The organism is Amycolatopsis acididurans (genome assembly GCF_012328925.1).
Taxonomy (GTDB): domain Bacteria; phylum Actinomycetota; class Actinomycetes; order Mycobacteriales; family Pseudonocardiaceae; genus Amycolatopsis_E; species Amycolatopsis_E acididurans.
This window is the reverse complement of record NZ_JAAXLS010000003.1, coordinates 158,097-180,871: the sequence shown is the minus strand read 5'-3', so window position 1 is coordinate 180,871 and position 22,775 is coordinate 158,097. Positions and strand designations below refer to the sequence as shown.

Annotated in this window: 21 protein-coding genes; 15 read left to right on the top strand and 6 right to left on the bottom strand. The window is 70.6% G+C overall.

All coding sequences use genetic code 11. The features are described from left to right. Positions 1 to 16 precede the first annotated feature (16 nt). From HFP15_RS07470 to HFP15_RS07430, 9 genes are read left to right on the top strand one after another with little or no spacing between them, the layout of a single operon-like run. Positions 17 to 835 carry an MlaE family ABC transporter permease gene (locus tag HFP15_RS07470; RefSeq protein ID WP_210716832.1) on the top strand — a complete coding sequence of 273 codons (819 nt, stop codon included), beginning with the start codon at positions 17 to 19 and terminating at the stop codon, positions 833 to 835. Then, on the top strand, positions 832 to 1,671 hold the full coding sequence (locus HFP15_RS07465; RefSeq protein ID WP_168512870.1) for an MlaE family ABC transporter permease: 840 nt from the start codon (positions 832 to 834) through the stop codon (positions 1,669 to 1,671). Before HFP15_RS07470 ends, HFP15_RS07465 begins: the two co-directional genes overlap by 4 nt. Further along, positions 1,668 to 2,822 carry an MCE family protein gene (locus HFP15_RS07460; RefSeq protein WP_168512868.1) on the top strand — a complete coding sequence of 385 codons (1,155 nt, stop codon included), beginning with the start codon at positions 1,668 to 1,670 and terminating at the stop codon, positions 2,820 to 2,822. The genes HFP15_RS07465 and HFP15_RS07460 overlap by 4 nt, the downstream gene beginning before the upstream one ends. Beyond that, a complete protein-coding gene (locus tag HFP15_RS07455) occupies positions 2,819 to 3,820 on the top strand; it encodes an MCE family protein (protein ID WP_168512866.1) in 1,002 nt (333 codons plus the stop codon). The genes HFP15_RS07460 and HFP15_RS07455 overlap by 4 nt, the downstream gene beginning before the upstream one ends. Beyond that, positions 3,817 to 4,806, top strand: a complete 990-nt coding sequence (locus tag HFP15_RS07450) for an MCE family protein (RefSeq protein WP_210716831.1) — start codon at positions 3,817 to 3,819, stop codon at positions 4,804 to 4,806. The genes HFP15_RS07455 and HFP15_RS07450 overlap by 4 nt, the downstream gene beginning before the upstream one ends. After that, complete coding sequence (locus tag HFP15_RS07445) at positions 4,803 to 5,861, top strand: MCE family protein (RefSeq protein ID WP_168512862.1); 1,059 nt, start codon at positions 4,803 to 4,805, stop codon at positions 5,859 to 5,861. Before HFP15_RS07450 ends, HFP15_RS07445 begins: the two co-directional genes overlap by 4 nt. Further along, on the top strand, positions 5,858 to 6,883 hold the full coding sequence (locus tag HFP15_RS07440) for an MCE family protein (RefSeq protein ID WP_168512860.1): 1,026 nt from the start codon (positions 5,858 to 5,860) through the stop codon (positions 6,881 to 6,883). Before HFP15_RS07445 ends, HFP15_RS07440 begins: the two co-directional genes overlap by 4 nt. Further along, the gene (locus tag HFP15_RS07435; RefSeq protein ID WP_168512858.1) at positions 6,883 to 8,061 is read left to right on the top strand and encodes an MCE family protein; all 1,179 of its coding nucleotides are present in this window, start codon (positions 6,883 to 6,885) and stop codon (positions 8,059 to 8,061) included. Before HFP15_RS07440 ends, HFP15_RS07435 begins: the two co-directional genes overlap by 1 nt. Continuing rightward, on the top strand, positions 8,061 to 8,630 hold the full coding sequence (locus HFP15_RS07430) for an Rv1363c family protein (protein WP_168512856.1): 570 nt from the start codon (positions 8,061 to 8,063) through the stop codon (positions 8,628 to 8,630). The genes HFP15_RS07435 and HFP15_RS07430 overlap by 1 nt, the downstream gene beginning before the upstream one ends. 47 nt (positions 8,631 to 8,677) lie before the next feature. Here the strand turns inward: HFP15_RS07430 and HFP15_RS07425 are convergent, their stop codons facing one another. The 6 genes from HFP15_RS07425 to HFP15_RS07400 form a co-directional block, all read right to left on the bottom strand. After that, positions 8,678 to 9,505: an oxygenase MpaB family protein gene (locus HFP15_RS07425; protein WP_376768858.1), complete on the bottom strand. Its 828-nt coding sequence runs from the start codon at positions 9,503 to 9,505 to the stop codon at positions 8,678 to 8,680. After that, the gene (locus HFP15_RS07420; RefSeq protein ID WP_168512852.1) at positions 9,502 to 10,974 is read right to left on the bottom strand and encodes a CoA transferase; all 1,473 of its coding nucleotides are present in this window, start codon (positions 10,972 to 10,974) and stop codon (positions 9,502 to 9,504) included. Before HFP15_RS07420 ends, HFP15_RS07425 begins: the two co-directional genes overlap by 4 nt. After that, on the bottom strand, positions 10,961 to 12,733 hold the full coding sequence (locus HFP15_RS07415; RefSeq protein ID WP_168512850.1) for an acyclic terpene utilization AtuA family protein: 1,773 nt from the start codon (positions 12,731 to 12,733) through the stop codon (positions 10,961 to 10,963). The genes HFP15_RS07420 and HFP15_RS07415 overlap by 14 nt, the downstream gene beginning before the upstream one ends. A gap of 10 nt (positions 12,734 to 12,743) precedes the next feature. Then, positions 12,744 to 13,340 carry a TetR/AcrR family transcriptional regulator gene (locus HFP15_RS07410; protein WP_168512848.1) on the bottom strand — a complete coding sequence of 199 codons (597 nt, stop codon included), beginning with the start codon at positions 13,338 to 13,340 and terminating at the stop codon, positions 12,744 to 12,746. After that, on the bottom strand, positions 13,340 to 14,068 hold the full coding sequence (locus HFP15_RS07405) for an SDR family NAD(P)-dependent oxidoreductase (protein WP_168512846.1): 729 nt from the start codon (positions 14,066 to 14,068) through the stop codon (positions 13,340 to 13,342). Before HFP15_RS07405 ends, HFP15_RS07410 begins: the two co-directional genes overlap by 1 nt. Before the next feature lie 142 nt (positions 14,069 to 14,210). After that, positions 14,211 to 15,809 carry a long-chain-fatty-acid--CoA ligase gene (locus HFP15_RS07400; protein WP_168512844.1) on the bottom strand — a complete coding sequence of 533 codons (1,599 nt, stop codon included), beginning with the start codon at positions 15,807 to 15,809 and terminating at the stop codon, positions 14,211 to 14,213. A 155-nt stretch (positions 15,810 to 15,964) separates the two neighbouring features. Between HFP15_RS07400 and HFP15_RS07395 the strand changes: the two genes are divergently transcribed. The 6 genes from HFP15_RS07395 to HFP15_RS07370 are packed head-to-tail and all read left to right on the top strand — an operon-like array spanning position 15,965 to position 22,767. Further along, a complete protein-coding gene (locus tag HFP15_RS07395; RefSeq protein WP_168512842.1) occupies positions 15,965 to 17,509 on the top strand; it encodes an acyl-CoA synthetase in 1,545 nt (514 codons plus the stop codon). After that, positions 17,506 to 18,711 (top strand): acyl-CoA dehydrogenase family protein, encoded by a 1,206-nt coding sequence (locus tag HFP15_RS07390; RefSeq protein WP_312871502.1) that lies wholly within the window; start codon positions 17,506 to 17,508, stop codon positions 18,709 to 18,711. The genes HFP15_RS07395 and HFP15_RS07390 overlap by 4 nt, the downstream gene beginning before the upstream one ends. 13 nt (positions 18,712 to 18,724) lie before the next feature. Continuing rightward, positions 18,725 to 19,777, top strand: a complete 1,053-nt coding sequence (locus HFP15_RS07385; protein ID WP_168512840.1) for an acyl-CoA dehydrogenase family protein — start codon at positions 18,725 to 18,727, stop codon at positions 19,775 to 19,777. 11 nt (positions 19,778 to 19,788) lie between these two features. Next, positions 19,789 to 20,574 carry an enoyl-CoA hydratase/isomerase family protein gene (locus HFP15_RS42605; RefSeq protein ID WP_312871501.1) on the top strand — a complete coding sequence of 262 codons (786 nt, stop codon included), beginning with the start codon at positions 19,789 to 19,791 and terminating at the stop codon, positions 20,572 to 20,574. Next, the gene (locus HFP15_RS07375) at positions 20,571 to 21,446 is read left to right on the top strand and encodes a crotonase/enoyl-CoA hydratase family protein (RefSeq protein WP_168512836.1); all 876 of its coding nucleotides are present in this window, start codon (positions 20,571 to 20,573) and stop codon (positions 21,444 to 21,446) included. Before HFP15_RS42605 ends, HFP15_RS07375 begins: the two co-directional genes overlap by 4 nt. Continuing rightward, positions 21,436 to 22,767, top strand: a complete 1,332-nt coding sequence (locus HFP15_RS07370; RefSeq protein ID WP_168512834.1) for a phosphotransferase family protein — start codon at positions 21,436 to 21,438, stop codon at positions 22,765 to 22,767. The genes HFP15_RS07375 and HFP15_RS07370 overlap by 11 nt, the downstream gene beginning before the upstream one ends. Positions 22,768 to 22,775: the final 8 nt, after the last annotated feature.

Here is a 22,775-nt window from a genome sequence, read left to right as displayed (position 1 = left end):
TTGGCAGGAGATGCGCATGGCTTCGAGGGCCGGTGACGGCCGTGTTCGCGGGCCGCTCGGGCAGGCGATGTTCGAGGCCGGGGACCTGCTCGCGTTTTCCTGGTACACGATCCGCGCGCTGGTCGTGGCCGTGGTCAGGCGTGAGATCTCGCTGCGGGAGTCGATCTCGCAGCTGTGGTTCATGGCATCGGTGACCACGCTGCCGTCGGTGCTGGTGATGATCCCGTTCGGCGTCGCGGTCGCGCTCAACGTCGGTTCGCTCGCCGCCCAGATCGGCGCGGAAGCCTACGGCGGCGCGATCGTGGCGTTCCTGATCATCGGGCAGGCCGCGCCTTTGGTGTGCGCGCTGATGATCGCGGGCGTCGGCGGTTCGGCGATCACCGCGGATCTGGGCTCGCGCAAGATCCGCGAGGAGATCGACGCGCTGGAGGTGATGGGCGTGTCGACCGTGTCGCGGCTGGTGGTGCCGAGGGTGCTCGCCGCGATCCTGATCACCGTGCTGCTCGGCGCGCTGGTGATGGTGGTGGGCATCGGGGCGAGCCTGATCTTCCACGTCTACGTGCTCGACGGCAGCCCGGGCAGTTTCCTCGGCACGCTGACCCAGTTCGCGTCGGTGACCGACTTCGTGTCGGCGGAGTTCAAGGCGGCGGTGTTCGGTCTGGTGTCGGCGATCGTGGCCAGCTACAAGGGGCTGACGGTGCGCGCGGGGCCGCAGGGGGTGGGCAACGCCGTCAACGAGGCGGTGGTGCTGGCGTTCATTCTGGTGTTCATCGCCAACGCGGTGATCAGCCAGCTCTTCCCGTTGTTCGTGCCGGCCAAGGGGGAGTACCGATGACCGTGCACCTCGTGCGCACCGTGGGGCGCGGCGGCTTCGGCCAGCTGGTGCGGATCGGTCAGCAGTTCGCGTTCTACGTCGGCGCGGTGTTCGCCGTGCCCCGCACGCTCAAGCGGTACTGGCGTCAGGTGATGCGGCTGACCGCGGAGATCAGTTTCGGTTCGGGGGCGATCCTCGCCGGTGGCGGCACGGTCGGCGTGATCTTCGCGATGTCGTTCGTGGCCGGCACACAGGTCGGCATCGAGGGCTTCCGCGGGCTGGACCTCGTCGGCCTCTCCCCGCTGGCGGGGGTGATGTCCGCGGTGGCGAACACACGGGAGCTGGCGCCGATCGTGGCCAGCATCGCGCTCGCCACGAAAGTGGGCACCGGGTTCACCGCGCAACTGGGCGCCATGCGGATCTCCGACGAGGTCGACGCACTGGAGTCGATGAGCGTGCCGCCGGTGTCGTTCCTGGTGACCACCAGGATGCTCGCCGCGTTCATCGCCGTGGTGCCGCTGTATCTGGTCGGGCTGTTCGCGTCCTATGTGGCCACCGGGATCACCGTGGTCAACCTCAACGGGCAGTCCTCGGGTACTTACGACTACTACTTCTCGCTGTTCCTGCCGCCCCAGGACGTGCTGTATTCCTTGCTCAAGGCGGTGTTCTTCGCCGGCATCGTCACGCTCGTGCACTGCTACCACGGTTTCTTCGCCAGTGGTGGCCCCGAAGGCGTCGGCCGCGCGGCGGGGCGGGCGCTGCGCACCAGCATCGTGCTGATCATGACCGCGGACGTCGTGCTGACGATCCTGCTGTGGGGCCTGCACCAGACGCTTCCGGGGATGGCGCCGCAATGACGAAGGAGCTACGGCTGGCCGCACTCGGCCTGATCGGGGTGGTCGTCCTGGTGGGCGCGACGGTCTGCGCGATCGCCTACCGTTCCGGCGCCTTCCACGGCGAGCCGGAGCTGACGCTCGTCGTGCCCGCGTCGGCGGGCCCGCTGCGCGCGCAGTCGCAGGTGCAGTATCGCGGCGTGATCGTCGGCACCGTCGCCGACGTCGAACCCGGGAAGGACAGTTCGACGGTCACCCTGGACGTGCCCTCGCCGCAGATGCTGCCCGCGGCGGCGAAGGCGCGGATCCTGCCGCGCACGCTGTTCGGCGACCAGTACGTCGACATCGTGGCCGACGATCCGACGCCGGGCCTGCGTGCGGGAACCACGATCCCGCATGACGAGAGCGCCCCCACGGCCCAGCTCTACGCGGCGGTGACCAAGCTCTACGACCTGCTGGGCAGCCTGCATCCGGCCGAGCTCTCCGCCGCGCTCGGCGCGGTCGCCGACGCGTTCCGGGGCAAGGGCGCCGAGCTGGGCGCCCTGATCGACCGGGCTCATCAGGTGGTGACCGGCGCCGGTCCGCTGGCCGAGGCCGTGCTGGGCGATCTGTCCACTGTGTCCACGTTGAGCGACGAACTCGCCCGCAGCGCACCGGACCTGTTCCGCACACTCGACAACGCGGTATCCCTTTCGGACACCCTGGTGGCCAAGAAGGACGATCTGCACCGGCTGCTGCTCGCGGGTACGGAGGCCAGCGACGTCGTGGGATCGACGTTGGTGGACAACGCGGACCGGGTGATCACGCTGGTGCACGACGCCGGGTCGGTCATGGACACCGTCAGCGCGCATCCCGGTGTGCTGCCCGCGACCGTGCGCGACCTCGGCGACCTGCTGGCCGCCGTGACCCGCGCGTTCTCGCACGGACCGTGGGTGGCGATCAAGGCCCCGCTGACGCTGGACGATCCCTACCCCTACACCGCGAAAGACTGCCCGCGTTACGGCGATCTGGCGGGACCGAACTGCGGCGGCACGCCACCGGGCGGCACCGTCGGCTCCGTCGGCAGCCCCGGAGAGAAGCAGCGGATCGAGCAGCTGACCGGGCCGCAGCCGGATGTGCTCGATGTCCTGCTCGCGCCACTGCTGCGCGGCACGACGGTGGTGACGGGGAAGTGATCAAGACCTCGATCGGGCTGGTCGTGTTCCTGGTGGCGGCGGTGTTCTGCGGTGTCGTCGTGGTGAACACGCTGACGAAACCGTTCGACGGCAACCATTACGAGGCGGTGTTCACCGACGCGACCGGGCTGGTGTCCGGTGCCGATGTGCTGATCGGCGGGGTGCGTGCGGGCCGGGTCGGCGACGTCCGGATCGACCACGGTCAGGCGGTGGTGGGTTTCGACGTCGACCCCGGCCAGCACATTCCGGCGGACGTGCGGCTGGCGATCCGCTATGCCGACCTGCTCGGCGGGCGCGTGGTGACGATCCTGCCCGGCCCGAGCGGCCCGCAGGGCCTGCCCGCGCTCGTGCCCGGCACCCGCGTGCCCGTCGGGCGGACGCAGCCGGCAGTGGATCTGACCACGCTGCTGGGCGGTTTCCGGCCGCTGTTCGACGCGATCGATCCCGCCCAGGTCAACCAGCTCACCGGCGAGATCATCGCGTTGTTCCAGGGCGAGGGCGGCACCGTGCAGAGCCTGCTCACGCACACGATCTCGGTCACCCAGGAGCTCGTCTCGCGCCGCGCGGTGCTCTCCAGCGTGCTGACCAACCTCAACTCGCTGGTCGATTTCAGCCTCACGCACCGCACGGATTTCCAGCAGCTTCTGGGCTCGCTGAACACGCTGGTCACGGGTCTGGCGCAGGACCGGGGTCAGATCGCCGACGCGATCGACGCGGGCACCACGCTCGCCGGAACCCTGTCCGGCGCGGTGGACAAGATCCGCCCGGAGCTGCGGCCCCTGCTCGACTCGCTGACCGGCGCGGCGACCACGTTCACCCACAACTCGGCCGCGTTCACCGACGCGGTGGGACGGGCGCCCGCCTTGCTGGACAACCTCGACCGTGCGCTGGACTACGGCGGGTGGGTCAACATCTACGTCTGCAACCTCAACCTCGACACCGGGCCGCTCGGTGAGATCGACCTCTCCGGCGGGCCGCATTCGCAGGTGTGCCGATGAACTGGGGCGGAAGCAATCCCGTGCGCACCGGGCTGATCGCGGCGGCGGTCGCGGTCGCGCTGCTGGCGGCGGCGCTGTTCGTGCCGGGCCTGATCTTCCAGGCCAAGACCGATGACTTCCACGCCGTGGTCGCGAACGCGAGCGGGCTGAAACAGGACGATCCGGTGTATGTGGCCGGTGTTCCGGCCGGGCGCGTCACCGGGGTGCGGCTCGCGGGGGACCGGGTCGAGGTGAGCTTCCGGCTGGATTCCGCGGTTCCGCTCGGGACCGCGACCCGCGCCTCGGTGAAGCTGATGACCGTGCTGGGGCGCCGGTATCTGAGCGTCGAACCCGGCGGGCCCGGACAGATGCACGCCGGTGACACTATCCCGCTCGAGCGGACCTCGGTGCCGTACCTGCTCGACGATCTGGGCAGGCAGGCGCAGCAAACGACGCAGCAGCTGAACCTGGACCAGCTGCGGCAGATGATGCAGACCCTGATCGACGTGGCGCCGAAGGATCCCGGGCAGCTTTCGCAGGCGCTCGACGGCGTCAGCGCGGTCACCGGCGTGCTCGCCGAGAACGACCAGGAGATCTCGCGGCTGCTCACCGGGGCGCAGCAGGTGACGGGCACGCTGGTCGCGCAGAAGGACACCCTGGTGTCGTTGCTGGGCAACGCGGATCTGGTGCTGCGCACGCTGATCGACCGCCGCACCGCCCTGTCCCAGCTGATCTCGGATCTCAACGAGCTGACCGGCACCGCCGATGCGCTGCTGCGTGACGACGGGCCGCAGGTCGAGGGACTGCTGGCGCAGTTGCACGGGCTGACGGGCACGTTGTCGGCGAGTGAGCAGAACCTGGGTGCCGCGATCGACAAGCTCGCCCCCACCGCCCGTTACCTGGCCAACGCGACCGGGAACGGCAACTGGGCCGACGTGGCCGGCCCGGCCGGGCCGCTGCCGGACAACCTGTTGTGTGTCGCCGGCCTGGCGAGGGGGTGCAAATGAGGTACCGGATCGCCGCGGCGGTGGTGGTCGTGCTGCTGCTCGCCGCCGGGGGCCTGTGGTATTTCCGCGGCACGCCGGCGCTGCACGTGACGGCCGAGTTCACCCAGGCCGACGGCGTGTTTCCCGGCAACAAGGTGACGATCCTAGGCGTTCCGGTCGGCACGGTGACCACGGTGACGCCCGAGGGCGGCACGGTGCGGGTGGACATGACGCTGCCCGCCGACACCCAGCTTCCCTCCACTGTGGAGGCCTGGATCGTCAATCCGTCGGTGATCAGCGAGAAGTACGTCGAGCTGAGCGCCTACCGCGGCGGGAACACCGCGGGCGACGCACCGACGATCCCGGTGCAGCGGACGCATGCGCCGTTGAGCTGGGACCAGCTGTCGGCCTCGCTGGACACGGTGCTCACCGCGCTGGGACCCACGGCGGGACAGGCGCTGCACACGGGTGCGGCCCTGCTCGACGGCAACGGGCAGCGGGTGCGGGACGCGGTGCGGGACATCGCCCAGGCCTCCAGCCTGCTCGGCGGGCACACCGGCGACATCACCGCCCTGCTGGACTCGCTCGACACGCTCGTGCGGATCGTCACGGACAACAAGTCAACGGTGGACAACGTCACGCGTGAGGTGGGACAGGCCGCGGACATGTTCGACCAGCAGCGCGACGCGATCGGTTCGGCGCTGTCGCAACTGTCCGATGTGCTCACCCGGGTGGCCGGCCTGGTGCACCGGCAGGGGCAGCCGCTGATGACCGATCTGGACCGGCTCACCCAGCTCACCAACACGATCCTGGTACACCAGCGGTCGCTGACCGAGGTGCTGGACACCGCGCCGCTGGCGTTCGGCAACTTCGGCCGTGCGCTCACGCCCGATCACCGGCTGCGGATCCGGCTGGACGTCTCCACCAACCTCTCGCAGTTCCCCGCCGCGCAGCAGCTGTGCGAGAAGTTCCCGATCCCGCTGTGCAGCGGGCCCGGTGTGGTGAACCCGATCCCGTTCCCGCCCGACGTGACCTCCGCCCTCGGGCTCGGCTCGGTGCTGGGAGGCGGGCGATGAGGCGGCGGATCGGGGTGGCCGCGCTCGCGTTCGCGCTGTGCGGCTGCAGCTTCCAGGACCTGCCGGTCGGGCGCGCCCCCGAGGGCGACTCCTACCACCTCACCGTCGTGTTCGACGACGCCTCCAACCTGCCCATCGGCGGCAAGGTGCACCTCGGGCAGGCCGTCGTCGGGCGGGTGAGCGCGTTGCAGGCCAAGGACTTCCAGGCCCGGGTCACGATCGCGGTGCGCCAGGACGTCAAGCTGCCGAGGGGGACGCACGCCGAACTGCAGGTGACCTCCGCGCTGGGTGAGGAGTTCATCGCACTGACCACGCCGCCAGGGCAGGGACAGGACTATCTCGGCGACGGCGGCACCATCCCGGTCACCGACACCTCGCGTGGCCCTTCCGTGGAGGACCTGCTCGCCGCCGTGGGCACCACCCTCAACGGCGCCGGACTGGAACAGGCCCGCACGGTCGTCGCCGAGGCCAACACCGCGCTCGGCGGGCGCACCGGCGAGATCCGGGACCTGTTCGGCCGGCTCGACCGCCTGCTGGCCGGGGTCGACGCGCACCGCGGGGAGATCACCCACACCCTCGACTCGCTCGACACGCTGGCCAAAACCGCCACCAGCGAACGCGCGACGATCGAGGCGGGACTGACCAGGATCACCCCGGCACTGCAGGTGCTCATCGGCGAACGCGGCGACTTCGAGACCCTGCTCGGCCGCGTCACCACCCTGAGCACCGTGACCCAGGACGTGCTGGGCAAGACCGAAGACGAGGTGCTCGGTCTCGTGCACGACATGCGGCCGCTGCTCGACCAGGTGGCCGGGATGGACCGTCAGCTCGGCGACACGCTCGCGAAACTCGCGCCGTTCCAGGACAAGATCGCCAAGGCGGTGCCCGGCGACTACCTCAACCTGGTCGGCACGCTCGACATCCCGAACACGCTGCTGCCGGTGCTGACCGGCCAGCCGCCACCACCGGCCGGGCAGCCGCCCCAGACCTTGACCGACTTCCTGGCGAGGGGGACACGCTGATGCGCGGCCTCTCCCGCTCCACCATCGTGCAGCTCGTGTTGTTCGCCGTCGTCGCCGTCGCCTGCACCGCCTACGTCGGGCTGCGGGTCTTCGCCGCGAACCCCATCGGCGGCAGCTACCACGTCACCGTGCGCATGCCCGAAACCGGCGGGATCACGCCGACGTCCGCGGTGACCTACCGCGGCGTGTCGGTCGGGACGGTGTCGGCCACCCGGATCGTGCCCGAGGGTGTCGCGGTCGAGCTGAGCCTGCGCCAGGGCGTGCGGATCCCGGCATCCAGCCGCGCCGTGGTCAGCATGCAAACCCCGATGGCCCTGTTCAACCTCGACCTGCGGCCCGCCGACGACCGCGGGCCCTACCTTCACGACGGCAGCGTCATCGCCAGCGAGAACACGAGCCGTCCCTTGCCGCTGGAAACGCTGCTGCAGCACTTCTCCGACCTCGCGAGCACCATCGACACGCGCGACGTGGCGACCGTGGCCAACGAGGTGGCCACCGCGCTGTCCGGCAGCACCGGGGATCTGCAGGCGATCCTGAACAGCGCCGGGCCCCTGCTGGACGCGCTGGAACGCAACCAGCCCACGCTGCTGAACCTGGTCGCCGGCACCAAGGTGTTCTCCACTATGGACATTCCGCGCGTGACGTCGGACCTGCGGCAGCTGACCGACACCCTGCGCGGGCAGACCCCGGCCGTGACCTCGGTGCTGGAGCAGGCGCCGCCATTGGCCGGCACCGTGCTGCCGATGCTGCGCCAGGCACAGCCCGCGGTCGCCACCATGCTCGCCAATCTCGTGAGCACCAGCCAGGTACTCGTCAGCCGCGATGCCGCACTCAACGAACTGCTGGTGACGGTGCCGGACACGCTGCAGGGCCTGGCGGGCATCGAGAAGGACGGGGTCGCGAACTTCTACCTCGTCGCCAGCCAGGGGCCCGCGTGCTACTACGCGACCCAGCGGCGCCCGGCCACCGACACCGGGCCGCGGCAGGCGCAGACGTCGTGGAACTGTCCCGGGAACGTGCCCGATCTCGAACAACGCGGCGCCGCCAACGCGCCCCGCCCCGCCGGCACCGCGGCCGTCGGCGGCGATGAGGGCACCACCGGTGACCCGAGCGTGCTGGGGCCCCGGTCCTGGTACTCGCTGCTCCTGCAAGGCACACAAGGAAAGGGGACCCCCTGATGACCAGTGTCGAAACCAAACCCTCACCGGTCCCGCGCGACACCGGCGAGTCCGGCGAGGAACCGGAAGCGACCCCGCCACCCCGGCGGCGGCGCACGGTGCTGCGCCGGATCCTGGCCGCGGTGGTCGTGTTCTGCGTGCTCGCGGCCGGTGGCGTGTTCGCCTGGCTCCGGATCTCGCAGGCGTCCACAATGGATGAGGCACGCACTTCCGCGCTGGACGCGGGCAAACGCTACGCGATCGCCATCGCGACCTACGACTACCGCAACCCGACCGCCAACCTGGACGAGGTCGTGTCGCATTCGACGGATAAGTTCGCCGCCGACTACCGCAACGCCTCACAGTCGCTCACGGAGCTGATCAAGCAGTACCAGGCGACCTCGCAGGGCACGGTGCTCGACGCCGCGGTCACCGCCTCCGACGAGACGCATGCCGTCGTGCTCGCGTTCGTCGACCAGACCATCACCAACACCAGCCTCAAGGACCCGCGCGTCGACCGCAGCCGGATGCGCCTGCACCTGGTCAAGTCCGGCGACGACTGGCGCCTGGACGAGATCAACCTGCTGTGAGAGCCCGGGATCGGTGCGCGGGAAGCTCCTGAAGCGGGCGCCACTACTCACCCGGCGGCGACGCGGCCCCGGTACCAGACGTTGAGCGCCGCCAGCCCCCGCACGTGGGCCGATCGCAGGGTGGGCGGCACGAGCGTGCCCGCGACCCGAACGACCGCGCGGAACCGGTCGAAGCTGCGCTGGCGCCGGTCCGTCCACTGCAGACCGACACGCTCGCGCAGGACAGGTGGCAGCGTGGCGGCGATGAGGAACATCTGCAGCCGCCCCTGGGCGCCGGCCAGCCGGTTCCAAATGGCATCCGGCAGCCAGGCGACCGGTTTGGGTACCGCCGCGATCGTGTCGAACAGCGTGCCGATCGTGCCGTTGTGTGCGAAACCGGCGATCGTCTCGTCGTAGTAGGTGCGAAACGACGCCCAGTCCGGCGGCATATGGTGGTCCTTGATGCCCAGCATCCACCCTACTTCGCGCATCTGCGCGTAGTACACCTCGAGGTCGCCGGGCGCGATCTCGCGGCCGTAGAACCGTTGCGCGTCGACGGCGAGCTGCACCAGCGTCGCGTGCACCCAGGCGTAGGCGTGCGGGTCCAGCGCCGAGTAGGGGCGCCCGTCCTCGCGCGTTCCACGGAACTGGCGGTGCACCTCGCGCAGCCGGTCGGCCTCGTACTGGGCCGCCTCGGGACCGCCGTAGACGTAGATCGACAGCGACGCCGCGGTGCGCATGAGCCGCGTCCACGGATCCTCGGTGTAGTTCGAGTGATCACGCACCCCGGCCGCGACCACCGGATGCGCCACCTGCAGCACCAGCACCTGCCCGGCGAGCAGGCCGCCGCGGAAGTCGCCGAAGTACCTCCACGCCGGGCTGCCCTTGGTGATCACCGCCATTCCGCTTTCGACGAACCGCGCGGCACCAGCGTGAACGGGTAGCGGCCCGGCGTGCGCGACATGTGGACCTGATCGGTGACGCCCTGGTACTCGCCCAGCGGGGTCGAAGCCGTGAAGGTTTCCGGATCGAGATAAGCGTGTTCCTCGCCGGTGCCGGCGATTTCGGTGGCGTAGGTCTTGTCGAACACGCCCATGCTGAGAATCCACAGCGCCGCGCGTGTCAGCGACACGTGCACCCGGTAGCTGCCGCCCTCGCGCGCCCGGCGGGCCAGCGCCTCCACGACCCCGGCGGCCATCAGCCAGGACACGATGTAGTCGTTGACCACCAGGATCGGCGGCAGGGCAGGCCGGATGCCGTCGCCCTCCAGGTGCATCATCCCGGCGAGGCTGCCCGCCGACTGATCGAAGCCGACGCGGCCGGCCCACGGGCCGGTGCGCCCGTTGAGCGACGCGGTGGCGTGCACGATGCCCGGCCGCAGCTCCGCGGCGTCCTGTTCGGACAGTCCGATCTTCGCCAGATAACCGGGACGGCGGTTGGCGTAGAAGACGTCCGCACCCGCGAGCAGGTCCCGGATCCGCTGCCCGTGCGCATACGGGTCGACCGTGGCCGAGCGCACGCCCACGTTCGCCGTGATGTAGGTGACGTCGTGCTCGATCTCGTTGGGGCGCCACAGGTTCAGCACGTCCGCGCCGTGCAGGGCGAGCGCGCGGCCCACCCCGGCGCCCGCGATGACATGGCCCATGCCCAGCGCCCGCACGCCGGAGAGCGGATCAGGCGCGCCCTCGGGTAGCGGTTCCGGTTCGGACTCGCCGATCTTGGTGATCTCGATCAACGGCATGTCCGCGAGCACCTCGCGGTAGTGCGCCTCGGCGAGCAGTTCCTCCGCGGTGCGCAGCATCGGCAGCACCGCACCGGCCTCGACCGCGGCGTTCTCCAGATCCAGCCCGCGCCAGCGGCTGATCGCGGTGGCCACGGCCTCGGCGTCCTCGGGCACGCCGAGCAGTTTCTGCGCGGCCATCTTGATTTTCGGGTACGGGTTGAGCGGCATCATCCAGCGGTCGTCGGCGGTGCGGTAGAACCGGAAACCGAGTGCCTGGCTGGGATTGGCCGGTGAGCCGCCGGGATAGCCGTTGAGCAGTTCCCAGGTGCGGTCGTAGAACGGGCACAGGCGATGCGGCGCGGACCGCAGGTCGACGGCGATGTCCTGGCCCTCGCCGCCGCGCAGTCGCCAGAGCTTGGCGATCGCGGCGGACTTCGCGGCGAGCGCGATGGCGGAGGCACCGCCGAGGCGCAGGGTGCTGGGCACCACCGGATCGGCGCCGCGGAAGGTGATCTCACCGCCCGTGTCGGCCGGGCTCATCCCGATGCCGGCAAGCACGTCGGCCAGTTCCGCGCCGGGCTCGAACTCGTCGGTGGTGGCGGGGTTGGCGACCGCCTTCGCGACTCGGTCAGTCAGCGACATCGGTCAGCAGCTCCTCGGGGATCGGCAGGTGCTTGGCGCGCAGGTACTCGCCGACGGCCTTGCCGACCTGGTCGACCCGCAGGTTCGACGAACCGCCCGTGCCGAGCAGGCCGCGCAGCACGAAATGCACCGCGCGCAGGTGCGGGAACTCGTGCCGCACGATGTCGAGGTCCTTGACCTCCGGCAGCAGCCTGCGAAGCTCCATTGTGGACAGCGTGTCCCGCAGCCACGGCCACGCGCGCTCGTCCGGCGTCCAGACCCCGACGTTGGAGTTGCCGCCCTTGTCGCCACTGCGGGCGTAGGCGACCGCGCCCAGCGGTGCGCGGCGAGTCCGCCGCACGGCACCGGTTTCCGCGGGCTCGGGATGCACCGGTTGTGGTTGGATGCCGGTCTGCTCCGGCGCGGAGACCTCGATGGTCTTGCCGCCGGGCAGCACGACGCGGTGGTCCACGACGGACAGGGGCAGCAGCGCGGGCCAGTAGTCGATGCGCGGCCGCGGCGAGCCCGCCATGCTGGCGCCGCCGTCGTGGTAGAAGCCCGGGATGCTTTGCAGGTACAGGCTGAGCAGGCGCCCGGACAGATTGAGCTCGACCAGTGCCGCCCGGTCCTTCGCGGTCGCCATGACGCGCAGCGCGACGGTGGCGTCCCACTGGGTTTCGGGATCGGTCGTGGCACTGCCGATCCTGGTGACATCGAGCGCGACGCCCCCGGGCAGGTCCTGGGAGATCTGCGCGCGGATCAGGTCGATCTTCGCGTCCACCTCGGGCGCGGTGACGAAGACCGTGTTCACGATCGAGTAGCCGAGCTGGCCGAACACCGCGACCTTCGTGGTCGGTGGCGGCGGCGAGCCGGTCACCGCCGAGAGCCCGACGCGGTCGCGGCCCTCCTGGTTCAGGCGCACCGTGTCCAGGTGCACGGTGACGTCGGGGTTGAGGTAGCGCGGTCCCTGGATCTCGTACACCAGCTGTGCGGTGACGGTGTCGACGGTGACCTCGCCGCCGTCGCGGGCGTGCTTAGTGATCACGCTGCTGCCGTCGGCGGCGATCTCGGCGATCGGGAAACCGGGCTTGAGCATGTTCGCGATCCGGGTGAACCCGGCGAAGTTGCCGCCGACGGCCTGCGAACCGCATTCGATGATGTGCCCGGCGGCGACGGCCCCGGCGAGGGCGTCCCAGTCGGTGCGCGACCAGCCGTGCCACCAGGCGGCGGGGCCCGCGGTCAGCGAAGCGTCGGTGACGCGCCCGCACACCACGATGTCGGCGCCCTCGGCCAGGGCCGCCGCGATGCCCCAGCCGCCGAGATAAGCGTTGGCCGCCAACGGTTCCACGCCCCAGGACGACAGGGGCCGCCCGGTGTCGAGGTTCTCCAGCGCGTGCCCGTCACGCTCGTAGGTCGCGAGCCGGGAGATGACGTTGTCGCCCTCGATGTGGGCGACGGTGACGCGCACACCTTCCGCTTCGGCGAGTTCCCGGACGGCCTCGGCGAGTCCTTCGGGATGGAAACCGCCGGCGTTGGTGACGACCTTGACGCCGCGTTCGGCGAGCGCGCGGAGGTTGGGGCGCAGCTGGTCGAGGAAGTACTCGACATAGCCCAGCTTCGGGTTCTGGCGGTGACGGCCGGCCAGCGCGGCGAGCGTGATCTCGGCCAGGTAGTCGCCGACGAGCACGTCGACCGGGTCACCGGCGACCGCCTCGTCGATGGCCGTGAACCGGTCACCGAGATAGCCGGAGAAGTTGGCGATGCGGACCGGGCGGTTCATGGATACCCCTTCAGGCGAGTCCCACGGTCTTCGAGGCGATGTCGACGTAGCGTTCGGCGAGTTTCTCCGGGCGCAGCGGCCCGCTGTCGTGGTACCACGTGGCGATGGCCTGGCACATGCCCAGCAGCGCGCGGCTGGTCTCGGCGGGGTCGGTGACGGTGAAGGTCCCGGTGCGCACGCCGTCGTTGATGATGCCGGTCAGCAGGTTCTCGATCTTCTTGCGGGTGACCGCGTAGTGCTTGCGGTTCGCGGGCTGCAGGTAGCGCAGCTCGGAATCCAGCGACGCGAGCCGCACGCGGTGGGTCATGTGCAGCACGATCGCCTCGATCACGTTGGCGAAGCGGGTTTCCGGTGCGTCCCCGCCTTCCTCGGCGGCGGTGAAGGCGCGCCAGGCCACGTCGTTGGTGGCCGTTTCCAGAAGCGTGACGAGGATGGCTTCCTTGTTCTCGTAGTAGTAGTACAGCGCCGGCACGGTGACCCCGACGCGGCGCGCGATGTCGCGGACCGCGGTGCCGTGAAAGCCTTGCTCGTAGAAGGCGTCGAGCGCGTGGGTCAGAATGGGGGACAGGTCGAGTGGCTCGTAGCGGCGCCAGTCGTGCTTGGCCATCAGGCCCGCCAGAGCTGGTCGCCGGCGCGGGCGAGCACGATGTTGGGCACCACGGCGTTCGCGGACAGGCGCGAGACGGCCTGGACGAGCGTGGCCACGTCCTGGGCCTTGAGCATCGTGCTGATCTCGTCGCGTTTCCAGGCCGCCATGTCGGTGTCGACGTAACCGGGGGACAGAGCTGTGGCCGTGACGCCGTGGCCGGACTCTTCGAGGTTGAGCGTCTCGCACAGGGAGATGAGCGCGGCCTTGGTGGCGCCGTACACGCCGAGCTTCGGCTCCGCGGCGACGCCGGTGATCGACGCGAGCGCCACGACCTTCGCGCCACGCTCGGGGTTGGCGGCGGCGCTCTTGCGCAGCAGCGGCAGTGCGTGCTGGATCAGGATGAACTGGGCACGCAGGTTGACGTTGAACATCAGGTCGTACTGCTTGAGCGGCTGCTCGGCGATCGGGTCGTTGAAGCCGACACCCGCGTTGAGCACCAGCAGATCGAGCCCGTCGAACCGCCGCGCGTGCTCGTCGGCGAGCCGCCGCACGTCGTCCTCACTCGCGAGGTTCGCGGCGACGGCCTGCACTTCGGTACGCTCGCGGAGTTCGCCGGCGGCCTGCTCGAGCCCCTCGGGCCTGCGCGCGGAGAGTGTCAGGCAGTATCCGTCCGCGGCGAGGGCCTGTGCGATGGCCAGGCCGATACCGCGCGAGGCCCCGGTCACCACTGCGGAAAGCGCCGTCATCGGGCCCCTTACTGATCGATCGCTAAGTACGGTCGACTGTAGGAACGGCAGGCGGGTAAGTCAACTCGGGCGCGGCGTGGCGACGCGGGCGCGGCTGCCCGCGCCGGCGCGCCTGCCCGCGCCGGCGCGCCTCGTGCCCCGGTCAGGCGCTGGTGATGTCCAGCTTCCCGGCCTTCTGGCTCGCCCTGAGTTCGGTCTTGAGGATCTTGCCGCTCGGGTTCCTCGGGAGTGCGGGCACGACCGCCAGGTGCCTCGGGCGCTTGTACCTGGCCAGGCGGTCGGTGCACCATTCGCTGAGTTCGGCGGCGGTGGGCGCCTCGTCGCCCGTGCGAGGGCTGATCACGGCCAGCGGTGTCTCGCCCCATTTCTCGTCGGGAATGCCGATCAGCGCCACCTCGCCGATCTTCGGGTGTGCGGCCAGGACGTTCTCCACCTCGGCGCAGTAGATGTTCTCGCCACCGGAGATGATCATGTCCTTCTTGCGGTCCACGACGAAGTAGTACCCGTCCTCGTCCTCGCGCACCAGGTCGCCCGAGTGGAACCAGCCGCCGCGGAAGGCTTCCGCCGTCTCCTTCGGCTTGTTCCAGTATTCCTTCATCACCATCGGGCTCCGGTAGACGATCTCGCCGACCTCCCCGCGGGGCACGTCGTTCATGTCGTCGTCCACGACGCGCACCTCGACGTTGAGCATCGGGGTGCCGACCGAGCCGATCTTGCGGATCGAGTCCTCGCCGCGCAGCAGCGTCGTGACCGGGCTGCATTCGGTCTGCCCGAACGCGGTGCTCACCTCGGCCTGCGGGAACGTGTCGATCATCCGCCGCAGGAGCGTGGTGGACGCCGGGGCCGCGCCCCACGAGATCCGGCCGAGGCACGACAGATTGCGCTCGGCCACACCAGGGGTGTCGACGATCGCCTGCCACTGCGCCGGAACGAGGAACACGTCGCTGATCCGCTCGCGCTCCATCAGCTCGACCGTCGCCGCCGGGTCGAACTGCCCGCTGGGCAGCAACACGGTGCGCCCGCCCAGCAGCAGGGTCGGCAGCATGCCCGACAGGCCGGCGATGTGGAACAACGGCGCCGCCGCGAGCCACACCTTGTCACCGGGTTGCACGCCGAGGTGGGCCATGTTGCTGAAGGCGTGCATCAGCAGGTTGTGGTGGGTCAGCACCGCGCCCTTCGGTTTCCCGGTCGTGCCGGAGGTGTACATGATGAACGCGGCGTCGTACTCGTTCACCGTCTCCTCGTCGAACTCCGGCGAAGAGGCCGCCAGCACCTCCTCGTACGCCTCCGCGCCCGCCTCGGCTTCGCCGCCGTACACCAGGCACGTCGTCAGCTCCGGCACCTGGGCCCGCGCCTTCGCGAAGGTCTGCGCGAGCGGCGCGTGCACGACGGCGGCGGCCGCCCCGCTGTCGCTGAGCAGGTAGGCGATCTCGTCGGCGACCAGGCGGAAATTGACGGGCACGCAGATCGCGCCCAGCCGGGTGGACGCGAGGAACGTCTCGATGACCTCGAGCGTGTTGAGCCCGAGCGCCACCACGCGGTCCCCGTAGCGGACGCCCCGCTCGCGCAGCGCGTTGGCCAGGCGGCTCACCCGCTGGTCGAGTTCCCGGTAGGACAGATCGCGCTCGCCGAATGTGTAGGCGATCTGGTCCGGTTTCGTGCGCGCGTGCCGCGCGAGCTGATCGCCCATCGTCATGCCGCGGCCGATCAGCCGCGGGATCGGTGCTTCGGTGTTCGACATCGGCTACCTCGGCGAGGGTGGTGGGGGCATGTGATCGGCACCATACTGGCCGTTGAGGTGCTCACCGGTCAACGCTGACTGTTTGGGCATTGACTGAGCTGATCCGCTCGGCCAGGCTCGGAGGCGACAGCGCGCCGGTTCGAGGAGGAGCCGTTATGTACCCAGGTGTCCATGCCGCGACCCAGCCCGACAAGCCGGCGGCCATCATGGCCGCGACCGGCGAGCGCCTGACCTACGGCGAGCTGGAGGATCGCTCGGTCCGCCTCGCGAACGCCCTGCGGGAGGCGGGGCTGCGCAAGGGCGACACCATCGCGTTGCTGACGGACAACACGTTCCGCGCGTACGAGGTGTACTGGGCCGCGGCGCGGTCCGGGCTCTACATCTGCGCGGTCAACCGCCACCTGTCGGCGCCCGAGGTCGCCTACATCGTCAACGATTCCGGGGCCAAGGCGCTGATCGTGTCGGCCGCGCTCGCCGAGCTCGCCGGCGAAATCCTGCCGCTCACCGGCACCGGCCTGCGGCTGGCCTACAACGGCGCCGTCGAGGGCTACGGCGACTACGACGCCGCGCTCGCCGCGGCCTCCGCCGAGGTGCCCGCCGACCAGCCACGCGGGGCCGACCTGCTGTACTCCTCCGGCACCACGGGACGTCCGAAAGGCATCCGCGTCGAACTTCCCGACCGCCAGGTCGACGAGCCCGGCGACACGCTGATCCCGATCCTGCAAGGGCTTTACGGCTTCAACTCCGACACCGTGTACCTCTCGCCCGCCCCGGTCTACCACGCCGCCCCGCTGCGCTTCGCCGTGTCCGTGCAGGCGATCGGCGGCACGGTGATCATGATGGAGCGCTTCGATCCCGAGGAGGCGCTGCGCGCGATCGAGCGCTACCGGGTCACCGCGAGCCAGTGGGTGCCGACGATGTTCGTGCGCATGCTCAAGCTGCCCGAGGACGTGCGCACCCGCTACGACCTGTCCAGCCACCGCGTGGCCGTGCACGCCGCCGCGCCGTGCCCGGTCGACGTCAAGCACGCGATGATCGACTGGTGGGGGCCGATCCTGTACGAGTACTACTCCTCGACCGAGGGCATCGGCATGACCCTCATCGATTCCGCGCACTGGCTGAAGAAGCCGGGCTCGGTGGGCCCGTCGGTGCTGGGCGTGCTGCACGTGTGCGACGACGAGGGCCGCGAACTGCCGACCGGTGAGATCGGGACCGTCTACTTCGAACGCGGCGAGGACGAGGAACAGTTCACCTACCTCAACGATCCGGAGAAGACCGCCGAGACACGCCATCCGGATCACCCGTTCTGGTGTACCAACGGCGATGTCGGCTACATCGACTCCGATGGGTTCCTGTTCCTCACCGACCGCAAGGCCTTCATGATCATCTCCGGCGGGGTCAACATCTACCCCCAGGAGGTCGAGGACGCGCTCGCGCTGCATCCGGCGGTGTTCGACGTCGCCGTGATCGGCGTACCGGACCCGGAGATGGGCGAGTCCGTGCTCGCCGTGGTGCAGCCCGCGCCCGGCGCCGAGCCGGGACCGGAACTGGCCGCACAGCTGCTGGAGTACGTGCGCGGCCGGATCGCGCACTACAAGGCGCCCAAGGCCGTGGAATTCGTGGACGAACTGCCCCGGACCCCGACCGGGAAGCTGGTCAAACGCAAGCTCAAGGAACGCTTCGCCACGCCCGTGCCGTGAACGAGAGGACGCACATGGACAAGTTCCGGGAAAAGGTGCGCGACTGGCTCGCCACCAACGTGCCGGAATCGGCCGACACCCTGGAGACCGCCGAACAGGTCGCGCTCGCCAAGCGGTTCCAGGCCGCGCTCTACGATGCGGGGCTGGCGGGCATCACCTGGCCGAAGGAGTACGGCGGGCAGGGCCTGACCGCGGCCGAACAGCAGATCTTCAACGACGAGTCGGCCGACCACGACCTGCCGACCTCGCTGTTCATGATCAGCATGGGCATGTGCGGCCCGACGCTGGTCGATCTCGGTACGCACGAACAGAAGTCGCGGTATGTGCGGCCGTTGCTGCGGGGTGAAGAGGTGTGGTGCCAGCTGTTCTCCGAACCCGGCGCGGGATCGGACGTGGCGAGCCTGCAGACCCGCGCGGTGCGCGACGGGGGAGAGTGGGTCGTCAACGGCCAGAAGGTCTGGACCTCCGGCGCGCAGCACGCCGACTTCGGTGCGCTGCTGGCCCGCACCAACCCGGATCTGCCCAAGCACAAGGGCCTCACGATGTTCATCGTGGACATGCACGCGCCCGGCGTGACCGTGCGGCCGCTCAAGGACATGACCGGCCGCGCGCCGTTCAACGAGGTCTACTTCGACAACGTGCGGCTGCCCGCGGACTCGGTGCTGGGCGAGGTGGACGCGGGCTGGTTCGCCGCGGTCACGATGCTCGGCCACGAACGCGTGTCCATCGGCGGCTCGGTGCGGCGCCGCTACGATCCGCTCGGCTATCACAACCTGGCCGACCTCGCCAAGCGCACCGGCCGCTCGCAGGACCCGGCGGTGCGCGCGGAACTCGCCGCGCTGTACGCGGCCGAGCGGGCGCTGTCGCTGTTCAACACCCGGCTGCGGCAGGAGTCCGACGCGGGCACCCCGCCGGGCGCGCGCGGCTCGGTGGCCAAGCTCGCGGGCGCGGAACTGTTGTGGCGCGCTGTGTCGGTGGCCGGGCTGATCGCTCCGCAGGAGACGATCGCGTGGGAGGACGACGAGGGCGGTGAGCTGGCCGCGGCGATCAACGCGACCCCGGCCTCCAGCATCGCGGGCGGCACGAACCAGGTGCAGCGCAACATCATCGGTGAGCGGATCCTCGGCCTGCCCAAGGAGCCGCAGGTCGACCGTGACGTCCCGTTCCGTGAGCTGCGTGTCGGCACGCAGCGGCAGGCTTGAGAGGAGCGCGTCGATGCGCCTGGTACCCGGCACCGAAGCCGAGCAGCTTCGTTCCTCGGTGCGCAAGATGCTCGCCGATCACTGCGCCCCGGCGCGGGTCCGCGAGGTGATGGACAGCCCCGAGGGGCACGATATCCCTTTGTGGCGAAGGATTTCCGGCGAGCTGGGGCTGGCCGGTCTGGTGGTCCCGGAGCGCCACGGCGGCTCGGGTGCGGGCCATTTCGAGCGCGCGATCGTGCTGGAGGAACTGGGCCGCGCACTGGCACCGGTGCCCTACCTCGCCTCCGCCGTGCTGGCGGTGGACGCAGTGCTCGCCCTCGACGACGACAAGCTCACCGCGGATCTGTTGCCCCGCCTGGCATCCGGCGAGCTGATCGGCACGGTCGCGGCGGGCTGGAGCGACAGCCCGGAGGTGCTGAGCGGGTCGGCGCGCAACGTCGTGTCGGGTGATTTGGCCGACGTCGTGCTGGTGTACGCGAACACGCCGGACGGCCACGCGTGGTTCCGCACCTCCGGCGCCGGGCGCAAGGCCATGCACACCCTCGATCCGACGCGCCGCCTGGCCCGCCTGGACTTCGACGGCACCTCGGCCGAGCGCGTCGAATGCGCCGATCCCGAAGCGGTGTGGGAGAAGGTGCGCGACCTCGCGGCGGTCGCGCTGGCCGCCGAAAGCGTCGGCGGGATGTCGAAGGTTCTGGAGACGACCGTCGAGTACGCGAAGGTGCGGGTGCAGTTCGGCCGCCCCATCGGCTCCTACCAGGCGGTCAAACACGGCTGCGCGGACATGTACAGCGCCTACGAGCAGGCGGTGTCGCTGGCGCGCTACGCCGCGTGGACCGCCGACGCCGCCCCGGACGAGCTGCCGCTGGCGGCCGCGACGGCGCAGGAGTTCATCGGCCCGGCCTACTTCAAGGCGGCGGCGGACAGTGTTCAGCTGCACGGCGGGATCGGCTACACCTGGGAGCACGACGCGCACCTGTACTACAAGCGCGCCAAGACCAGCGAGCTGCTTCTCGGCGATCCGGCCGCGCGGCGGGCCAGGCTGGCGGACCGGCTCGCGATCTGATGGAGTCTACTGTGGACGAACCCAGCGTGCTGGTGTCCCGGCAGGGCGCGGTGTCCACCGTCACCCTGAACCGGCCGCACCGCAAGAACGCGATCGATGTGGCGATGTGGGCCGTGCTGCGTGACGCCTTCCGCGCGGTCGCCGACGATTCCGGCACCAGGGTCGTGGTCGTCACCGGCGCCGGCGGCGACTTCTGCGCGGGCGCCGACCTCGGCGAGGACCGCGGCGGGGCGCACCCGCTGGAACGGATGCGCCTGGTCAACTCGGTCGCGCTGGCGCTGCACGAGCTGCCCAAGCCGAGTATCGCCAAGGTCGAGGGCGTGGCCGTCGGCGCGGGCTGGAATCTCGCGCTGGGCTGCGATCTCGTCGCGTGCTCGACCGGCGCCCGGTTCAGCCAGATCTTCGCCCGGCGCGGGCTCTCGCCCGACTTCGGCGGATCGTGGCTGCTGCCCAGGCTCGTCGGGTTGCAGCAGGCGAAGCGCCTGGCGCTGCTCGCCGATTTCGTCGGCCCGGAGCAGGCGCTCGAACTGGGCCTGGTCACGTGGGTGCGGGAGCCGGGCGAGCTGGACGAATTCGTCGCCGGCATCGCCAAGCAGCTCGCCGACGGGCCGCCGGTCGCGCTCGCGCAGACCAAGGCGTTGCTCACCGAGGGCGCCACCGCCGCGTTCCCGGACGCGCTGCGCAACGAGGCGCGGGCCCAGACGGTCAACTTCGCCACGGAGGACACCGCGGCGGCGTTCGAGGCGTTCCTGAGCAAGACGACGGCCGAGTACACCGGGCGGTGGGCGGTCCGGTGAGCTATACGGAAATCAGCTACGAGGTGGCCGACGGGATCGCCACGATCACCCTCAACCGGCCGCAACGGCTCAACGCCTTCACCACCACCATGGCGCGCGAACTGATCGCCGCGTTCGACGAGGTGGACGCCGACGACGACGTGCGCGTCGTGGTCATGACCGGTGCGGGCCGCGGGTTCTGCGCGGGAGCCGATCTCGGCGGGGGAGCGGACACGTTCAACGCCGGGCGCCGCCCGGAACTCGAGGGCGCCGAGACGATCGACGGCGTGCCCCGCGATGGCGGCGGCACGGTGTCCCTGCGCATCGCGGCCTGCACGAAGCCGGTGATCGGGGCGTACAACGGTCCCGCGGTCGGCGTCGGCGTCACGATGACCCTGCCGATGGACATCCGGATCGCGGCGGAGTCGGCGAAGTTCGGTTTCGTGTTCGCGCGCCGAGGGATCGTGCCGGAGGCGGCCTCGACGTGGTTCCTGCCGCGCGTGGTCGGGATCTCGCAGGCGATGGAGTGGGTCGCGACCGGGCGGGTGTTCGGGCCGGAGGAGGCGCGCGCGGGCGGGCTCGTCTCGCGGGTGGTGCCCGACGCGGAGTTGCTGCCCACCGCTTACGGCATCGCACGGGAAATCGCGGAGAACACCTCCGCGGTGTCGGTCGCGGTGGCGCGGCAGATGCTGTGGGGCATGCTCGGCTCGGCCACGCCGTGGGCCGCGCACCGGTACGACTCGCAGGCGATGTTCGAGGTGGGGCGGGGCGCGGACGCGGCCGAGGGGGTGGCGGCGTTCCTGGAGAAGCGCGCCGCGGTCTTCCCCGGCAGGGTGAGCAAGGACTTCCCGCCGTCCGTGCCGCGCTGGCCGGTCCGTCCCGATGACTACTGAGCTCGCGGGACAGCTCGCCCGCAGGCTCGGTGCGCGGGAGATCCGCGGGCTTCGGCAGCTCAGCGGCGGGGCGAGCCGCGAGACCTGGGAGTTCGAGGCGAGCCTTGCCGCGGGCCCGCGGCAGCTGGTACTACGGCGGGATCCGCCCGGCGCGGCCCGGCCGGAGGCGATGGCGCGGGAGGCCGAGGTCCTGCGCGCCGCGGCCGAGGAAGGCGTTCCGGTACCGCCGCTGATCGATCACGACACGAGCGACGCGCTCGGCGCGCCGTTCGTGCTGACGTCCTTTGTGGGCGGTGAGACGATCCCCCGCAGGCTGCTGCGCGCGGTTCCCGAGGGACTGGCCGCCGAGCTGGGCCGCGTGCTCGCCCGGATCCACCGCATCCCGCCGGCGAAGGTGCCCTCGCTGGAACGCCACGACCCGCTGGCGACCCTCGTGGCGACCTACGACTCCCTCGGCGAACCCCTGCCGCCGGTGGAGATCGGGCTGCACTGGCTGCACGCGCACCGGCCGCCGCCCGTGCCCGACACCGTGGTGCACGGGGATTTCCGCAACGGCAACCTGATCGTGCGGCCGGCCGGGCTCGCCGCCGTGCTGGACTGGGAACGGGTGCACCGCGGGGATCCCCGCGAGGATCTCGGCTGGCTGTGCGTGAAAGCCTGGCGCTTCGGTTCGGCGCTGCCGGTGGGCGGCTTCGGCACGCTGGACGAGCTGCTCGACGGGTACGCCGAGGTGGCGGGCGAGCGCCCCGACCCCGAGGCCGTGCGGTGGTGGCAGGTGTTCGGCACGGTGTGGTGGGCCGTGGGCTGCCGCGTGCAGGCGCAGCGGCACCTGGCCGGGGAGACGCGCTCGGTCGAGCTGGCCGCGGTCGGGCGCCGCGTGTGCGAGCAGGAGCACGATCTGCTGCTGGCGCTGGGAATGCCGGCCGGGAAGGTGCCCGAGGAGATCGCCGAGCCCTCCGAGTTGCACGGCCACCCGTCGGCGGGGCAACTTCTCGAGGCGGCCGGTGAGTTCCTGCGCGGCGACGTGCTGCCCGCCACCTCGGGCCGCACCGCGTTCCACACCCGGGTCGCGGCCAACGTGCTGGACACGGTGTGGCGGGAGCTGCGGCTGGGACCCGCACAGGAGCGGCGGCACCGTGCCCGCCTGGCGGCGCTGGGTTTCGCGAGCCAGGCGGAGTTCGCCTCCGCCCTGCGGGACGGCCGAGCCGATCCGGACGATCCGGCGACCCTGGCGGCCGTGCGGGAATCGGTCACCGAGCGGCTGCTCGTGGCGAACCCGGCCTATCTCGATCAGCCGTCAGGATCGTTGTTCCCGGCGTGAAGGGGCGC

What these genes read in the sequence shown, in the direction of transcription:
- HFP15_RS07470 (WP_210716832.1), top strand. Translation starts at nt 17, where the DNA reads ATGGCTTCGAGGGCCGGTGACGGCCGTGTTCGCGGGCCGCTCGGGCAG.
- HFP15_RS07465 (WP_168512870.1), top strand. Translation starts at nt 832, where the DNA reads ATGACCGTGCACCTCGTGCGCACCGTGGGGCGCGGCGGCTTCGGCCAG.
- HFP15_RS07460 (WP_168512868.1), top strand. Translation starts at nt 1,668, where the DNA reads ATGACGAAGGAGCTACGGCTGGCCGCACTCGGCCTGATCGGGGTGGTC.
- HFP15_RS07450 (WP_210716831.1), top strand. Translation starts at nt 3,817, where the DNA reads ATGAACTGGGGCGGAAGCAATCCCGTGCGCACCGGGCTGATCGCGGCG.
- HFP15_RS07445 (WP_168512862.1), top strand. Translation starts at nt 4,803, where the DNA reads ATGAGGTACCGGATCGCCGCGGCGGTGGTGGTCGTGCTGCTGCTCGCC.
- HFP15_RS07440 (WP_168512860.1), top strand. Translation starts at nt 5,858, where the DNA reads ATGAGGCGGCGGATCGGGGTGGCCGCGCTCGCGTTCGCGCTGTGCGGC.
- HFP15_RS07435 (WP_168512858.1), top strand. Translation starts at nt 6,883, where the DNA reads ATGCGCGGCCTCTCCCGCTCCACCATCGTGCAGCTCGTGTTGTTCGCC.
- HFP15_RS07430 (WP_168512856.1), top strand. Translation starts at nt 8,061, where the DNA reads ATGACCAGTGTCGAAACCAAACCCTCACCGGTCCCGCGCGACACCGGC.
- HFP15_RS07420 (WP_168512852.1), bottom strand. Translation starts at nt 10,974, where the DNA reads ATGTCGCTGACTGACCGAGTCGCGAAGGCGGTCGCCAACCCCGCCACC.
- HFP15_RS07415 (WP_168512850.1), bottom strand. Translation starts at nt 12,733, where the DNA reads ATGAACCGCCCGGTCCGCATCGCCAACTTCTCCGGCTATCTCGGTGAC.
- HFP15_RS07410 (WP_168512848.1), bottom strand. Translation starts at nt 13,340, where the DNA reads ATGGCCAAGCACGACTGGCGCCGCTACGAGCCACTCGACCTGTCCCCC.
- HFP15_RS07405 (WP_168512846.1), bottom strand. Translation starts at nt 14,068, where the DNA reads ATGACGGCGCTTTCCGCAGTGGTGACCGGGGCCTCGCGCGGTATCGGC.
- HFP15_RS07400 (WP_168512844.1), bottom strand. Translation starts at nt 15,809, where the DNA reads ATGTCGAACACCGAAGCACCGATCCCGCGGCTGATCGGCCGCGGCATG.
- HFP15_RS07395 (WP_168512842.1), top strand. Translation starts at nt 15,965, where the DNA reads ATGTACCCAGGTGTCCATGCCGCGACCCAGCCCGACAAGCCGGCGGCC.
- HFP15_RS07385 (WP_168512840.1), top strand. Translation starts at nt 18,725, where the DNA reads ATGCGCCTGGTACCCGGCACCGAAGCCGAGCAGCTTCGTTCCTCGGTG.
- HFP15_RS07370 (WP_168512834.1), top strand. Translation starts at nt 21,436, where the DNA reads ATGACTACTGAGCTCGCGGGACAGCTCGCCCGCAGGCTCGGTGCGCGG.